Below are 16,156 nucleotides of genomic sequence, written 5' to 3'. Positions count from 1 at the left end.
TGAATACAGCATCGCAATATATAAAAAATACTACCTACACCCTCTTCCCGTTAAAAGTAATATTATACAAATCGGTGCGCCTGTCTTTAATATTTTGCACGCTGCCATATTCATGCAACTCATCCAGCAATGAAAGGTCAACATCAGCAATAACAATCATCTCGGTATTTGGCGTAGCCTCAGATTGGATTCCGTTTGTAGGGAAACCAAAATCTGAAGGTGTAAACACCGCCGACTGTGCATAGCTGATACCCATATTATTTACATTAGGCAGGTTACCAACGCAGCCGGCAATAGCCACATAGCATTCGTTTTCAACGGCACGGGCCTGGGCGCAAAATTTAACCCGGTTATAGCCATTTTGCGTATCGGTAAGGAAGGGAACAAACAAGATCTGCATATCCTGACCGGCAAGAATGCGTGATAATTCGGGAAATTCCACATCATAGCAAATCAGGATGCCAACTTTGCCGCAATCGGTATCAAAAACCTTCACCTCATCGCCGCCGCGCATCCCCCATGAGCTAATCTCGGCCGGGGTTGGGTGAATTTTGTATACCTCCTCCATGCTGCCGTTCCGCCTGAACAGATAGGAAACGTTATATAACGACTCCTCAAAAATATAAGGCATACTGCCCGCAATGATGTTTACATTATAGGATACCGCCAGTTTTGAAAACTCCTCGATAATGGGCTGGGTATATTTAGCCAGCTCACGCATGGCCTTGGCCGAATCCATGTGATTGTAATCGGCCATAAGCGGTGTATTGAACAGCTCGGGGAAAAGGATAAAATCGGCCTGGTAATCGCTTACGGCATCAACAAAATATTCGGCGTGCTTCATCAGCTCGCTGATGTTGCTGTACGATCGCATCTGCCATTGCACCAGGCCAATGCGCACTACCGTTTTATGATTAATAGCATCGCTTACTTCCTCATAGTACACATTGTTCCACTCAATAAGCGTGGCAAAACCTTTGGAGCGGCTATCCTCCGGCAAGTAATTCTTTAACACCTTGCGCACGTGAAAATCATTGGAGAGCTGGAACGATAAAGTAGGGTCATAGATCTCCTTATACTTTACTTTATCAATATACTGACGGGGGGTAAGGTCGTTCTGAAATTTTTGATAATTGGGGATCCGGCCGCCTGCTATAATGCTTTTCAGGTTCAGTTTTTCGCAAAGGGCCTTGCGGGCATCATATAAACGGCGTGCAAGGCGCAATCCACGATATTTCGGATGGATAAACACATCAATCCCGTAAAGTACATCCCCTTTGTCATTATGGGTTTTAAAGGTACTATCGCCGGTAATTTGCTTATAGGTGTGGTTATCGCCAAATTTTTGGTAATCGACTATAATAGCCAGTGCACAGCCAACAACCGTATCGTTAACGGTGATGCAGATCTGCCCTTCGGGGAATATTTTGATGAGCCTGCGAATAGAATTGGCATCCCAATAGTCCTCGTCCATATCCATATAGGCCGATTTCATTGATTTTTTTAGCTCCTGGTAGTCCTGTACTTCCAGGTTACGCATTTCAATACTTTGCAGATCCATATCTTTATTTTGCTTCGATAGCAACAGCCAAACGCTGTTTTGGTTTAAGCTTTTTTAGTATCGGTTGTGTGCCACCAGGCCCAGTAGATCAGCACAAACTGCAGGATTAGGCGCAGCCACGCCAAAAAAGGTGTTACTGTTATGGAATTTAACTTCATTGGCGCTTTAAATGCCATGCTCACGTGGATCTGCAAAAAGGCAATCAACATTAAAACAATTCCCCAGGCAGCCCAGTATCTTGTTTTGGATGGTATAAGTAACAACCCTAATGAAATTTCGGCAATCCCGGCAAGGAGGTTAACAGTCTCAGGGTAAAGCAGGTTATTGGGCATTACGGCATAATAGAAGTCCGGATCACGGAAGTGATTAAGGCCTGCAAGCACGTAAAACGCCACGAGTATTACCAGGCTTATTTTTTTATACTTATCCATGTTTTAATTTACAAATATTTTGTGATACGTATTGCAAAACAGTTTAAATACTGCAAAACAAGCCGTTTTTACAATTTATAACCATTCCAAATAAACCTGTTTGACAAAGTGTTGACATTGGATGTGCCGAATAGTGATACTTTTGTTCGGTCAAATTTTAAAACTGCTTTGAAGTATCTAAAGGTAATAGCTTTTACGCACAAACAGATTGAACTGAAGGAATTGGGTAGATTGGTGGTTTGCCAGGAAAATCTGACAGATAAACTTGCACAGGTTAAAAAGCAGTTCAACATCCCGGAGATCTTCTACCTGGCTACCTGTAACCGTGTGGAATTTGTAATGACAACCCCACAATCTGTTGATAAAGATTTTGCCAAAAAATTCATAGAAGCCTTTAACACAGAGCTTTGCCATGATTCACTGAGTACTTTTATGGATAGCGCGTCTATTTATGAAGACCAGGAAGCCATGGTGCACCTGTTGCGTACTTCTTGTTCGCTGGAGAGTTTGATCGTAGGCGAAAAGGAGATCCTGGCCCAGTTACGTAAGGCCTATGAACATTGCAAAGAGGCAGGCCTAACCGGCGATGCCATGCGCATGATCATGAACTGCGTGGTAAAAACAGCCAAAGAAGTTTATACGCATACCAGCATCTCCAAAAATCCGATTTCAGTTGTTTCGCTGGCTTACCGCAAGCTAAAAGACCTTAATCTTTGTTCAAATGCCCGTGTTTTGATCATCGGCGCAGGCGAAACCAACCGCAACATTTCCAAATATCTTCAAAAACATAAATTTTCAAACTTCGCGGTATTTAACCGTACAGTGGCCAATGCCGAAAAATTAGCTGCCGATTTGGGCGGCGAAGCGTTTGACCTTGAAGCTTTGAAAACATACAATAAAGGTTTTGATGCCATTATCACCTGCACATCGGCAGTTGAGCCCATCATCACCACCGAAATTTACCAATCGCTGCTCAACGGCGAAACCGGCAGGAAAACTATTGTGGATCTTGCCATCCCTAACGATACCGCTCCCGAAGTGCTGGAGCAATTCCCGGTTAACTTTATCGAAGTGCACTCGCTTAACGAAGTTGCCAAAAAGAACCTGCAGGAACGCTATCACGAACTGGTACATGCCGAAGCTATCATTGAACAAAACATCGCCGAATTTATACAGCAGCTTAAACAGCGCCGTATTGAGGTAGCTATGCGCCAGGTTCCTGAAAAGATCAAGGAGATCCGCAATACCGCCATCAACTCTGTTTTTGCCGATGAGGTACAGGGCCTGGACGAGCAATCGCGCGAAATCCTGGAAAAGGTGATCAACTACATGGAGAAAAAATATATCAGCGTACCCATGGTTATGGCGAAAGATATATTGATCAATGAAAATTAAAACTGTCTGAATCAGAATTTACGGTATTTGAGGATTGACATAATGCTTGCTTTTGTCTGAACCCGAATTTCTTGAATTTAAGAATTGATATCCCCTCAGGGTCTCTCGCAGAGGCCCCTGAAGTTCCCCATCACTGCCGTAAAGCTGTGTGTCTCGTCCTACGAAAGTTCACAGATTTGAGATAATCCTGTTATGTATTTACGGTACTTCGAATCAGCGTGGCGTATACGTCAGAGTCCTCTGCGAGAGACCCTGATGGGACATTAAGTAAAGATCGATGCTTTCTGTATTTCTTTTTATCGTGGTAGTAGTTTTTTGAATTCCAGAAGCTCACTTGCTTTAATTACATACCCAAGATTAATAGGAATATTAGTTGTTATTTTTGTTGAATCTTTAGTGGGAATCGGTTTAGGATTAACTTTGATAAGTTTTCCATTGGCAGCATATTCAGCGCCTGCATAAAGGATCCCTAACAAATAAAGTTTAGTGCCAATTTTTGGTACATAATTTTTGTCAACATATAAATCCCTATAATATTCAACTGGCGAACCGCTTGAGCCATGAAATGCAGCGATATCAATCATGAATTCTCGTTTTCCGTTATAATTAACATAGGGCGGAGTAGCTGTGATGCCTTTTCTTACAATAGGTAAATTGTTATCGGCATCCCACAAACCCATAGGATAACCAATCATCCAAACATCTTCAATAGCTTTCAAATCTACTTTTAGAGCAGAGTCGGTTGCAATTCGACTTTCATCAGCTGCTATATAATATACTCCAATATTCTTTTTTGCAAGTTCTGCATATATCCACGCTGTTGGAATAGCGACTAAATCAATATCGTTATTAGGATGCTGTATAACAGTGGTTGAATTATTAGGAATTGTAACAACGTATGCCGGACCGTTATCAGGTTCGTTGTTTTTTACTTTTTTAAAGTAAAGTTGAATCCTTTGAAATCCGTTAACAACATGCTTATTCGTTATTATGACATTAATAGGGACTTGCTTAGCAAGATCATTATAAAAAGTAAAAAAAAATCCAGTCCCGGTACTCGTGAATTTTGAATTAGTAGCCACCATTCTTATCGTACCATAAGTCAATTGCTCTGTAATGTGCATCTTGTTTTGCGCTTTTATTTGACCATTAAAAAACGCACACATAAATATTAATGCTAAAGATCTTCTCATTTTCATTTTTACTTTATTGATGCAAAGTCCACGCAGATTCCATAAATAAATAAGCAGTTTTTATAACATTAGTTTTATTCATTAATGTAGGAAGTTTATTATTTACATTGCACTAAGACCTCTGCGAGAGACCCTGGTGGAACGTTAACGCGGGTATTTTTCGTTAATAAAACCAATTTGGCTATTATGGGCCTTTATTCTACTTATATCCCCAAATCATTCTGTCCTCAAACTTTTTACAGGGTTTGCCAGCGCGGCTTTTAAAGCTTTGTAACCTACCGTGAACCAGCCTATCAATAACGAGGTTGTAATGGCTGCCACAAAAACTTATAGCTACCTCCCTCGTAAGAGATTGACAGGCTGAACCAGAGATGCAAAAGGTTTGTAGAAACCATTTCAAATAGATTTTTGGTGTGCCAGCGGTACACAACTCCGGTGTTCCGTACCGCTGGCACGGTTATTTTGAATATGTATTTTGCTACAAACCTGTTCCCCCTCTGGGGGATTTTCCTTAACTTAATGACATTGGCCGGTATCCGCTCCCATCCCTAACGCGGGTATTTTTCGTTAATTAAACCTATTTGGCTCTTATTGGGGCTTATTATCCTTGTAACACAAACGTTCAATCATTCCGTCCTCAAACTCTTTATCGGGTTAACTGTCGCGGCTTTTACAGATTCATAACTAACCGTAACCCACGCTATACCCAATGCAGCTACAGAGGCAATAAAGAAAACCAGCCAGCCAGCATTGATATGATAAGCAAAACCCGACAGCCAGCTGTTAACCGCATACCATGAAAGCGGTATAGCGATAACTATAGCAATCAAAATGAGCCTGGTGATCCCTGATGACAGTAAGTAAACCAGATTTACTACCGACGCCCCTAACACTTTGCGTACGCCAATCTCCTTGGTACGCTGCTCGGCCATAAATGCCGATAAGCCATATAAACCCAGGCATGAAATAAAGATGCCCAAACCGGCAAAAAGATTAAAAATATTGCCCATTTGCTGTTCGCCTTTATAAAGTTTAGATAACTCCTGGTCAATAAAATCAAATTTGAAGGGATAAGCCGGATTAAGCGCCTGGCTCATAGCTGAAAGTGCTTTTATAGTAGCATTGGTTTTTCCGGGCAAGGTCCTGATCACCACATAACCGCCTATTTTATTGAAAGGTATAACCAACGGCTCAATGCTTTGCTGAACGGGCTTAAAATTAAAGTCTTTTATAACGCCAACAATTATCCCCTTGTTGCCCCAAACCGCTAATGGCTTGCCTATGGCAGTGCCGGCGGTAAGGCCCATTACACTTGCCATTTTCTCGTTGATCATGTAATTATTCGAGTCGGTTTTAAAAGCCGCCGAAAAGCTTCGGCCGGCCGCTAACTTCATTCTGAATGTGTGCGTAAAATCTTCGTCGGCAGACATTACCGGGATAGATAATTGCGAACGTGGGTCTTTACCGCTCCACTGCACATTAAGTGTCCAGCCGCCAAGTTCAGTTGGCAAATCTGTAATCGTTGTAAAATCGCTCGTCAGCGAGGTTTGCCTTAACATGTTTTTCAAAGCCTCCTGCTTATGCCAGATCTCGCCCGTCATTGGCACGTATAAAAGATTGGCTTTCTCGAAACCGGGGTTACGGTCCCTGATAAATTTAAGCTGATTATAGATCACCACCGTACCAACTAACAATACAATGGAAACCATAAACTGAACCACAACTAAAGCATTACGGAACAGCAAATTGCCTCCCATTGATTTCACGTTACCCTTAAGCACTTTAACCGGATTAAAACCAGAGAGAAATAAGGCAGGATAGCTTCCCGAGATAAGACCAGTTATTAAAGCAATACCGGCAAGACTTAACCAAAGCCTGGCATCCGACAGATCAATAACAAGTTTCCTGTTGGCCAGATCATTAAACACTGGCAAAAACATCCGAACAATAACAAGCGCAAGTAACAGGGAAAGAAAGGAGATAAATACCGACTCGCTTAAAAACTGGATAACCAATTGCCCGCGAACAGCACCGGCAACTTTACGTAAGCCTATTTCTTTGGCCCTGCGTGCCGAACGTGCGGTAGCCAGGTTCATGAAATTGATACATGCTACAACGAGTATCAATATGGCTATCACAAAAAAGATACTTACGTACTGCGCATTCCCATGTCCCGGCGAATCTCCCAATCTTTCGGGGTCCAGGTGTATTTTGGTTAGAGACTGTAATTTGAAGGCAGCCTTGGTATCGGGACTGTGTTTGTGAAAAATCTGACCTATTTGTGTTTCTAATTTGGCAATATTAACGGCGGAAGGGTCAAAACTTTTATCGAACTGTACGTAACCAAAAAAATTAAAATTATCCCAGATATTATTTTTTAGATCATTATTGGTTTGTGCTATTAAAGCCATCGGAAGCAGGATATCAAACCGAAGATCGGAGTTAGCAGGAATATTGGCCATAACCCCTGTTACTACCAGATTTTCCTTATTATCTTTCCTTATCACTTTTCCTATGGGATCTTCTTTTCCGAAGTATTTTGTGGCGATATCTTCTGTTATTAAAACACCATTTGCCTGATTTAAAGCAGTAGCGCGGTCGCCTTTTATTAATGGATATGAAAACATGTCCATAAAATTGGGATCGGCATAAAACACATGTTCTTCCTGAAATTTCCGGTTACTTATTTCGAATAAAACAGATGGAAAACCGGGATATAAACGGGCTACATTTTTAACCGCAGGGATCTCCGATTTTAATCCAAAAGGCATCCCGGCCGAACTTGCCGCGGTTTTAGAATCACCAAAATCGCTGTCGATTCGATAGATCTGCCCGGCATTTTTATGGAACTTATCATAGCTCAATTCATTTTGCACCCAAAGCAAAATCAGGATACTTGAAGCAAGGCCTATCGCTAAACCTGATATATTGATTATGGAATAGGCTTTATCTTTTATTATATTTCGGTAAGCCAGTTTAAAATATGTTTTGAACATGGATGTGTTGATTGCAGAAGTTGTTAAATTTAAAACATTTCCAATATGCCGGTACAATCTAAAACTCATGCCATCAATTTAAGCAACTGAAAAACAACAAATTGCATATATTTTATTTATAACACCGTTCGGAAACGTTACAGCAAGTGTGCGCTTTTGCCTGATCATGGCAGCTGGCTGACGAAGCTCCGCTTCGTCATATACAGAAAGAGCCCAAAGTTACGCATCCTCGTCTTAAGCAATGGTGGCGGTACTTTGTCACCATCAAATTCAACCGGTTCTGGCTTATCTAAAAAAATGGAAAAAATAGATAAAATCGGTTCAAAAATTAACCATTGCCTTCTGCAAGCGTGAAACACTAAATAAATACCCGATAAAGTTTTAAATACTGATAATCAAAAGTTTAACAATGTTTCATATAAAAACATAAACTATTGACTATCAATCAATAATGCCATTAACCCGTTTCATCGTTTCACCCTTAAAAAATGGAACATGGCTATTTTTAAAGAAAAGAGACGGCGGACTTTCTTCATTTTTTTTGGGGGGAATCAAAAAATTGGGACACCCGCTTTGTTACAAAGTTACATCCGCGGCCGCAAGGCTGTGCCTTGTGGTAAATATGCTAAGTATGAGATATGCAAGGCAAATTTGTTCAACCATCAAAACCCACACATTACAGTCATTTTGTTGCAATTAACAATAATTCATTAAGTTGGTGTACCTTATCATCGGCATAAAAAATTAAATTTGCAGCTGAAAACATTCATTCTTTTGGACAGAAAACTGATTATAGGAACCCGTGGCAGTGAATTGGCTTTATGGCAGGCCAATTTCGTTAAAGACAGCCTTGCTGCCATTAATATTACCGCCGAGTTAAAGATCATTAAAACCCAGGGCGACCGGATCCTGAACCTCAGTTTTGACAAACTGGAGGGTAAGGGTTTCTTTACCAAAGAATTAGAAGAAGAATTAATTGCCGGCACCATTGATATTGCCGTGCATTCACATAAGGACCTGCCTACCGAAAATCCTCCGGGACTCATCATCGCAGCAGTTTCAGAACGGGAAGACCCGGCCGAACTGTTGTTGATCCTGAAAGATTGCGTTGATGTACACCAAAAGCTATCTGTTAAATACGGTGCTATTGTGGGCACTTCGTCAAACCGCCGCAAAGCGCAATTGCTGGCTCATCGCCCCGATCTTGAAATTGAAGAACTTCGCGGTAACGTGCCTACCCGTATTGGTAAGCTGCGCGATGAAAAATATGACGCCATTATGCTGGCCAAAGCCGGCGTTAGCCGTTTAGGCCTCGACCTGAGCGAATTTCATGTAGAAGAGATCACCCCGGTTGAACTGATCCCGGCTCCCGCTCAAGGTGCATTAGCTATCCAGATTCGCGAAACCGATCATGAGCTGTTTAATGCACTACAGGCATTACACCATACTGATGTAGCCGAAGAGCTTGCTGTTGAACGTACCGTATTGAAATTATTTGGCGGTGGTTGCCACTTGCCTTTAGGCTGTTACTGCCGTAAAGAGGATGGCCTTTTCCAGGTGTTTACTTCTAAAGCTAACGAAGGCGATGAGTTTCCGGACAGGTTGTTTTTAGAAGCGCCAAGTACCGAAGGTTTGGCTGAGAAGGTAGTAGCCAAGTTTGCAAAAGACCGCAAGCACCCGTCAAGCGTATTTATTTCGCGGGAGCTTGGTGAACAAAGCTATTTCCGCAAAGCGCTTGAAAAACATGGCATTGCAATAGAAGACCGTTCGCTCATCCGTACTGTGCCCGTGATCACCCGCTTTGACTCATACATATTAAAAAATATCGACTGGGTATTCTTCTCCAGCAAAAACGCTGTTGAATACTTTTTCCAGTTGAACCCACAGTTCCCTAAAAAGGTAAAATTTGGGGTTATGGGCAGCGGCAGCGAAGAAATGCTGCGCCGCAAAGGTCACTTTACCGACTATGTTGGCGAAGGTACAGATACCGCCGAGGTAGCCGAAGAATTTGCCAAACTGGCAAACGGAAAAATAGTGCTATTCCCGGGAGCTGAAAGTCCGATGAGGAGTATCCAGCAAGGCTTATCTGCCGATACCAAAATCATCGACCTGCCGGTGTATGAAACCGTACTGGAAGAAGATGTGGAAGCCAGCGGTGCAGATGTGATGGTGTTTACCAGTCCATCGAACGTGGAAGCCTACTTTGCCGATAATCTTCTGGACCCTTACCAAAAGGTAGTGGCCATAGGTAAATCAACAGGCAAAAAATTTGACGAAATGGGTGTAAAATACACGCTCCCCTACTCGCCCGACGAAGTTGGGCTGGCAGAGGCGGTGTTTGGACTATAGGTTAGTTCATAGTTGATGGTTCATAGATCATAGCTATCTGTAAATCGTCAATGTGAGCTATAAACAATAATTGGCAATAGTTGCTGGAATTACCATGAACCATCAATTATGAACCATGAACTAAAAGTTATGTTACAACGACCAAGAAGGAACCGCAAAAGTGAAGTGATCCGCCAGATGGTGCAGGAAACACATGTGAGCGCTGCTAACCTGATTTTCCCGCTGTTTATTATTGATGGCGTAAACCAGAAAAGCGAAGTGGCGTCAATGCCGGGCATTTTCCGTTATTCTATTGATAACCTGCTGCGCGAAATTGAAAGCTGCCTTAAACTGGGCTTAAACTCTTTCGACCTGTTCCCCAATATTGCCGAGGAGTTGAAGGACAAATTTGCTACGGAAAGCTACCGCGATGAAAGTTTGTATCTGCGTGCTATCCGCGAGGTAAAGAAAAACTTCCCTGAAGCCTGTGTAATTACCGACGTTGCTATGGATCCATACAGCAGCGACGGCCACGACGGCATTGTGGAAAACGGCGAGATCCTGAACGACGAAACGCTTGACATTTTAGGCAAAATGGCTTTGGCTCATGCACAGTCAGGCGCCGATATCATTGCCCCTTCGGATATGATGGACGGTCGCGTGGGTTACATCCGCAATGTATTGGACGATAATGGTTTTACCAATGTGTCTATCATGTCGTACTCGGCTAAATACGCCAGCGCTTTTTATGGCCCGTTCAGAGATGCCTTGAATTCGGCACCAAAGTTTGGCGATAAAAAAACTTACCAGATGAATCCCGCCAACCAGCGCGAAGCCCTGATTGAGGCAGAACTGGATGAATTAGAAGGCGCCGACTTTCTGATGGTAAAACCGGCCCTACCCTACCTGGATGTTATTAAACTGATAAAAGATAATACCGAACTGCCTGTTGCAGCCTACAACGTAAGCGGCGAATATGCCATGATCAAAGCCGCCATACAACGCGGCTGGTTAAACGAGCAGCGTGCCATTACCGAGGTACTTACCAGTATCCGCCGTGCCGGTGCAACTGCTATTTTAACCTACCATGCCAAAGAGGTTTTGGAGAATAAGTGGTTATAGGGTAGTGATTAGAGGTTGGAGATAAGAGATTAGTCAGTTATAAGAGGTTAGTGCATAGGGCGCGTTAGGGATTGCAGTGGAAATCCCACAGCGCGGGCTGGGATTAAGGGGAGGCAAGGCGAGGACTTGCAACGAAAAGCCCGGGCCGCAGGCAACGCCCACAGTAATAAAACATAATCGAAAAGCAAAATTAATACCCCTTACCTACAATTAACCTAATTACAGGAGCAGGTACTAATTGTTAAATAAAATCAGAGTTTAGAATTTCAACATATATGTTCGATTCAATAAAAAAGATGTTTTCTGCAGAGGATGAACCGGTAAATACTACGGGCAAGCCCGATATCAGTCGCGAAAAATCGGCTGAACTTTATGCTAAGGCGCAAACGTATTTCCCGGGTGGGGTTAACTCACCGGTAAGGGCTTTCAAATCTGTTTATGGCACGCCGCTGTTTATTCAAAAAGGTGATGGGAGTCATATCTGGGATGCCGACGGTAACGAATTTATCGATTACTGCTGCTCATGGGGACCACTGATCCTTGGCCACAACAATGCAAAAGTAAGGGAAAAAGTTATCGAGGTAATGCAAAACGGCATGAGCTTCGGCGCACCTACTGCATTGGAAAATGAACTGGCCGAACTGATCCTGAAAAACAATAAGTTTATTGAAAAGATCCGCTTTGTAAGCTCTGGTACTGAGGCTGTAATGTCGGCAATCAGGTTGACCAGGGGATATACCAAACGCGATAAGATTCTGAAATTTGAAGGCTGCTATCATGGCCATGCCGATGCTTTACTGGTGAAAGCCGGTTCGGGTCTGGTTACCTTCGGCGAAACTTCATCAGCCGGTGTACCTAAATCAGTTGCCGACGAAACTATCGTTGTAGCACTTAATGATAAAGAAGCATTAGCTAAAGCTTTTGAAGAATTTAAAGGCCAGATTGCCGCGGTAATCATTGAGCCGGTACCGGCAAATAACGGTTTGCTGCTACAGGAAAAAGAATACTTGCAATACCTGCGCGACATCTGTACGCAAAACGGCACCATGCTGATATTTGATGAGGTGATCTCCGGTTTCCGCGTTGGCTTTGAAGGCGCTGCCGGTTATTACCAAATCAAACCAGATATCATCACTTACGGTAAAATTATCGGTGGCGGTATGCCGGTTGGCGCTTATGGATCATCGGCAGCAATCATGAGCAATATCTCACCAGAAGGTTCGGTTTACCAGGCGGGTACCTTATCAGGCAACCCGGTTGCCATGGGTGCCGGTATTGCCCAATTAAGTGAACTGCTGCGCACGGGCTTTTACCGCGACCTTAACAATAAAACAGAAGAGTTCGTAGAAGCCATTCAGCGTTTTGCTACCGCCCGCAATTATAAGTTTAAGGTGTTTGGCATAGGCTCCATATTTTGGTTTGCTTTTACAGATAAAGAGTATATTCGTAAAGCCGAAGATATTGATGCATCAAGCATGGAAAAATTCAAAAAGTTCCACCGCGAATTGTTGAACAGGGGCATTTATTTAGGCCCGTCGGGGTATGAGGTTGGCTTTATATCATCGGCCCATACCAAAACCGATCTGGAGAAAACAAAACGTGCTATATTTGATAGTTTGGATTTAGTATTTAACGGTAAATAACCCCACCCAACCCTCCCCAAAGGGGAGGACTAAAAAAAATAAAGTCTTGAAGTCTCCTCCTTTGGAGGAGATTTAGAGGAGGTTGATATGAAAAAGTCATTTGTTATTTTTTACGCGCTCATCACCTACGCCGTTGCCGAACTGGTATGGTGGGGCTATATGCTGGTTACGCTGCAACCGCGCCGTACCGGTATGATCCTGGGCGAAGGGGCCATGTTTGTGGCCGTATTTTTAATTGGCGCCATTAACCTGCACCGTTCTTTCAATAAAGAACGGAGGTTACAGGAGCAGAAAAAGAACTTCCTGCTTTCTGTTACGCATGAGCTGAAGTCGCCGCTGGCATCTATCAAAATCCTGCTGCAAACTATCCAGAAACGCCATCTAACCAAAGAACAACTGCTTGATTTTATTGAAAAATCATTGAACGATGTTGAGCGTTTGGATGACATGGTTGAGAATATGCTGCTTGCATCTAAGATCGAAAACCGCTCATACAGTTTCCCTAAGGCCAGCTTTAACCTTTCGGTTTTGGTTGATAGCATTGTTAACCGCCTGCAGATCTCCAAATGCGATTGCAACCAGCAGATCATAGAGGCCGAGATTGAGCCTAAGGTGGAGATTGTGGGCGATAAATTTGCCCTTACATCAGTAGTAACCAATTTGATAGAAAACGCTGTAAAATATTCGAGCCCCTGCTCATCCGTTGGGGTAAAGCTGTTTTCGAAAGATGATAAAGTTTACTTGCAGGTATCTGATCATGGTATCGGCATAGCCGACGAGGAGAAAACCCGCATTTTTGACCGTTTTTACCGCGTAGGCAGTGAAGAAACCCGTAACACCAAAGGCACCGGACTGGGTCTTTATATTGTTAAGGAGGTGTTGGATAAACACCAGGCCAGCATCAGGGTTAAAGATAACCGCCCTGCTGGTAGTATTTTTGAAGTTACATTTGGACTAACCTAAATTTAAGACATGAATATGCCAAACAAAAAAAGAATTTTATTGGCCGAAGACGAAGAGCATTTGTTAGAAGCAATTAAGCTTAACCTTGAGCTGGAAGGGTACAAGGTTTCTCCGGCCAAAAACGGCAAAAAAGCTTTACAGCTATTTAAAGAGGAACGCTTTAACCTGGTGATATTGGACGTAATGATGCCCGAAATTGACGGCTTTGTTGTTGCCGAAACCATCAGGCTTGAAAATACAGAAGTACCTATCATGTTCCTTACGGCTAAAAACACCAACGAGGACAAGATCTCGGGCTTAAAAAAAGGCGCTGATGATTATCTTACCAAACCGTTTAACCTCGAGGAGCTTATTTTAAGGGTGAACAACCTGGTGAAACGCAGCCTGAAAGGTGAAGACCTGAAAGAGTTTAACAGCTATAAAATAGGCGATAAAACCATCCATTTTAACTCATTTGAGCTGGTTAATGAAGATGGCTCCATTACCGCCCTTACCAAAAAGGAAACCATGCTGCTTAAATTGTTGATTGAGCGCCGTAATGACGCCGTATCGCGCGAGCAGATCCTGGAAACCGTTTGGAATTATGACGTTTATCCGTCAACCCGTACTATCGACAACTTTATCCTAACCTTCCGTAAGTACTTTGAACCAGATCCTAAAAACCCGGTTTATTTCCACTCCATTCGTGGTGTTGGGTATAAATTTACCGATAACCAGCATTAATGTTCAGTAACAGGACACGTATATTTATTGCGTTTATATTTCTGCTGTCGTTAGGTATATTGGTATATTTTCATATTTATGAGCTTGCGGCAGTTGCAGCTATGATGATTATCCTGCTTATCTGGGATTATTTCAGACAGGGTACGTTGGTTGTAGCATCCAAACATTTTCATGTAAAGGATTATGATAAAACCGCGGCTTCGTTAAACGAGATCATGAAACCCGAATGGCTCAGCAAAAACCGCAGGGGGTATTATGAGTTTATATACGGCGGTTTATGCCTGCAAAGGCAGGATTTTGAAGGGGCAGAAATGCACTATGAAATAGCGGCACAATACCCTTTGCGTTCGGTTAATGACCACGTAGCCGCTTTGGTTAGTGTAGCCAATATCAGCATCAGGCGTGGTAATTTTGAAAAAGCGAAAGCTTACCTGCAGTTAACCGAGCAGCATAAAGAAAAAGTAACAGCCAAAATGAGGGAAGTGATAAGCCGCCTTCAGCAGGAGCTTCAGAAAGAATCAAGACAGTAAGGAACAAGAATCAAGACTATAAGAGTCGAGTTACAAGAAATAAGATAAAGAGACGAGAGGAAAGAGTAAGGAGACAAGACAAAAAGAGCTATCAGGCGAGAAAATAAAAAAAAAGAGAACGGTTCTCTTCTTGATTTCTTGCTTCTTGATTCTTTTTTTCTTGCATCTTGACTCTTGATTTCTTGCTTCTAACATAAAATATGAGAGATTCGTTATTAATAAAAGCGGCATTTTCGGAGCAAACAGAACGCCCGCCGGTTTGGATGATGAGACAGGCAGGCCGCTTTATGAAAGAGTATTGGGACATTAAAAATAAATACTCGTTCCTTGAAATGTGCAAAACACCGGAGATAGCCGCCGATGTTACCATGCTACCGGTTGATCTGTTAGGAATTGACGGTGCGATTTTATTTTCAGATATCCTGGTAACGGGTGAAGCCATGGGCGGCGACCTAAGTTTCAACGCAGGTGTTGGTCCACTGTTTGCCAACCCTGTACGTACCCAAGCCGATATCGATAACCTGCAAACTAATGTTATTGATAAGCTGCAATATGTTGCCGATGCTATTAAGGTGATTCAACAACGCCTTGGCGGCCGTATTCCGCTGATAGGTTTTGCCGGTGCACCGTTTACCGTAATGAGCTATCTGGTTGAAGGCGGATCATCAAAAGATTTTAAACGTACCAAACTGATGCTGCACAATGAGCCCGAAATGGCCCATCAACTGTTATCAAAAATTGCCACTGTCACAGCAGATTATCTGAACATGCAGATTGCAGCAGGTGTAAACGCAGTACAAATCTTTGACAGTTGGGCGCAAGCTTTGGCATGGGATGATTATAAAGAATTTAGTCACCGTTATATTGCGGAAATCATCAGCAAACTAAACCGTAAAGATATCCCGGTGATTTCTTTCTGTAAAGGCAGCTCGGTTTTTGCACCGCTAATGGCAGAGGCTAAGCCGGATGTAATTTCTATTGATTGGAATGTTGATCTGTTAGATATCAAAAAACGTTTACCGGCAGGTATTGCGGTACAGGGTAACCTTGATCCGCATATCCTTTATGCCGATAAAAAAGTAATTAAAGAACGCATCTACCGCCTGTTCGACCGAATGAAAGGCGAAAACGGCTTCATTTTTAACCTGGGTCACGGCATTATGCCTGATATCCCGTTTGACAACGTGAAGTACGCGGTAGAAGTGATAAAAGAATACAGAAACTAATAATAAAGCCAACATGTCATTGCGAGCGATAGCGTGGCAATCCCG

12 protein-coding genes are annotated in these 16,156 nt (G+C 42.8%); 8 read left to right on the top strand and 4 right to left on the bottom strand.

The features are described from left to right. Positions 1-34: 34 nt before the first annotated feature. A complete protein-coding gene (locus J3L18_RS30610) occupies positions 35-1,561 on the bottom strand; it encodes a carbon-nitrogen hydrolase family protein (protein WP_129569126.1) in 1,527 nt (508 codons plus the stop codon). Between the two features lie 44 nt (positions 1,562-1,605). Next, positions 1,606-1,992 carry a DoxX family protein gene (locus J3L18_RS30605; RefSeq protein WP_129569127.1) on the bottom strand — a complete coding sequence of 129 codons (387 nt, stop codon included), beginning with the start codon at positions 1,990-1,992 and terminating at the stop codon, positions 1,606-1,608. Between the two features lie 168 nt (positions 1,993-2,160). Between J3L18_RS30605 and hemA the strand changes: the two genes are divergently transcribed. Next, complete coding sequence (gene hemA, locus J3L18_RS30600; protein WP_129569128.1) at positions 2,161-3,387, top strand: glutamyl-tRNA reductase; 1,227 nt, start codon at positions 2,161-2,163, stop codon at positions 3,385-3,387. 296 nt (positions 3,388-3,683) lie between these two features. Here the strand turns inward: hemA and J3L18_RS30595 are convergent, their stop codons facing one another. After that, positions 3,684-4,580: a S1 family peptidase gene (locus J3L18_RS30595; protein WP_189549176.1), complete on the bottom strand. Its 897-nt coding sequence runs from the start codon at positions 4,578-4,580 to the stop codon at positions 3,684-3,686. A 626-nt stretch (positions 4,581-5,206) separates the two neighbouring features. Beyond that, positions 5,207-7,576 carry an ABC transporter permease gene (locus J3L18_RS30590; protein ID WP_129569130.1) on the bottom strand — a complete coding sequence of 790 codons (2,370 nt, stop codon included), beginning with the start codon at positions 7,574-7,576 and terminating at the stop codon, positions 5,207-5,209. A 774-nt stretch (positions 7,577-8,350) separates the two neighbouring features. Between J3L18_RS30590 and hemC the strand changes: the two genes are divergently transcribed. The 7 genes from hemC (at position 8,351) to hemE (ending at position 16,111) form a co-directional block, all read left to right on the top strand. Further along, positions 8,351-9,925, top strand: coding sequence for a hydroxymethylbilane synthase (hemC, locus tag J3L18_RS30585; RefSeq protein WP_129569131.1), 1,575 nt, complete (start codon positions 8,351-8,353; stop codon positions 9,923-9,925). A 129-nt stretch (positions 9,926-10,054) separates the two neighbouring features. After that, positions 10,055-11,026 (top strand): porphobilinogen synthase, encoded by a 972-nt coding sequence (gene hemB / locus J3L18_RS30580; RefSeq protein WP_129569214.1) that lies wholly within the window; start codon positions 10,055-10,057, stop codon positions 11,024-11,026. 275 nt (positions 11,027-11,301) lie between these two features. Further along, positions 11,302-12,669 (top strand): glutamate-1-semialdehyde 2,1-aminomutase, encoded by a 1,368-nt coding sequence (gene hemL / locus J3L18_RS30575; protein ID WP_129569132.1) that lies wholly within the window; start codon positions 11,302-11,304, stop codon positions 12,667-12,669. Between the two features lie 87 nt (positions 12,670-12,756). Continuing rightward, positions 12,757-13,632 (top strand): sensor histidine kinase, encoded by an 876-nt coding sequence (locus J3L18_RS30570; protein ID WP_090529091.1) that lies wholly within the window; start codon positions 12,757-12,759, stop codon positions 13,630-13,632. Positions 13,633-13,647: 15 nt separating this feature from the next. Next, positions 13,648-14,355, top strand: a complete 708-nt coding sequence (locus J3L18_RS30565) for a response regulator transcription factor (RefSeq protein WP_091166941.1) — start codon at positions 13,648-13,650, stop codon at positions 14,353-14,355. Then, positions 14,355-14,885 carry a hypothetical protein gene (locus J3L18_RS30560; protein WP_129569133.1) on the top strand — a complete coding sequence of 177 codons (531 nt, stop codon included), beginning with the start codon at positions 14,355-14,357 and terminating at the stop codon, positions 14,883-14,885. The genes J3L18_RS30565 and J3L18_RS30560 overlap by 1 nt, the downstream gene beginning before the upstream one ends. Before the next feature lie 200 nt (positions 14,886-15,085). After that, entirely contained in the window at positions 15,086-16,111 is a 1,026-nt protein-coding gene (gene hemE / locus J3L18_RS30555) for a uroporphyrinogen decarboxylase (RefSeq protein WP_129569134.1), read from the top strand. Positions 16,112-16,156: the final 45 nt, after the last annotated feature.

The sequence above is a fragment of the Mucilaginibacter gossypii genome, from assembly GCF_017569325.2.
GTDB lineage: Bacteria > Bacteroidota > Bacteroidia > Sphingobacteriales > Sphingobacteriaceae > Mucilaginibacter > Mucilaginibacter gossypii.
This window is presented reverse-complemented; position numbering and strand designations above follow the sequence as displayed.

What these genes read in the sequence shown, in the direction of transcription:
- J3L18_RS30610 (WP_129569126.1), bottom strand. Translation starts at nt 1,561, where the DNA reads ATGGATCTGCAAAGTATTGAAATGCGTAACCTGGAAGTACAGGACTAC.
- J3L18_RS30605 (WP_129569127.1), bottom strand. Translation starts at nt 1,992, where the DNA reads ATGGATAAGTATAAAAAAATAAGCCTGGTAATACTCGTGGCGTTTTAC.
- J3L18_RS30595 (WP_189549176.1), bottom strand. Translation starts at nt 4,580, where the DNA reads ATGAGAAGATCTTTAGCATTAATATTTATGTGTGCGTTTTTTAATGGT.
- J3L18_RS30590 (WP_129569130.1), bottom strand. Translation starts at nt 7,576, where the DNA reads ATGTTCAAAACATATTTTAAACTGGCTTACCGAAATATAATAAAAGAT.
- hemB (WP_129569214.1), top strand. Translation starts at nt 10,055, where the DNA reads ATGTTACAACGACCAAGAAGGAACCGCAAAAGTGAAGTGATCCGCCAG.
- hemL (WP_129569132.1), top strand. Translation starts at nt 11,302, where the DNA reads ATGTTCGATTCAATAAAAAAGATGTTTTCTGCAGAGGATGAACCGGTA.
- J3L18_RS30570 (WP_090529091.1), top strand. Translation starts at nt 12,757, where the DNA reads ATGAAAAAGTCATTTGTTATTTTTTACGCGCTCATCACCTACGCCGTT.
- J3L18_RS30565 (WP_091166941.1), top strand. Translation starts at nt 13,648, where the DNA reads ATGCCAAACAAAAAAAGAATTTTATTGGCCGAAGACGAAGAGCATTTG.
- J3L18_RS30560 (WP_129569133.1), top strand. Translation starts at nt 14,355, where the DNA reads ATGTTCAGTAACAGGACACGTATATTTATTGCGTTTATATTTCTGCTG.
- hemE (WP_129569134.1), top strand. Translation starts at nt 15,086, where the DNA reads ATGAGAGATTCGTTATTAATAAAAGCGGCATTTTCGGAGCAAACAGAA.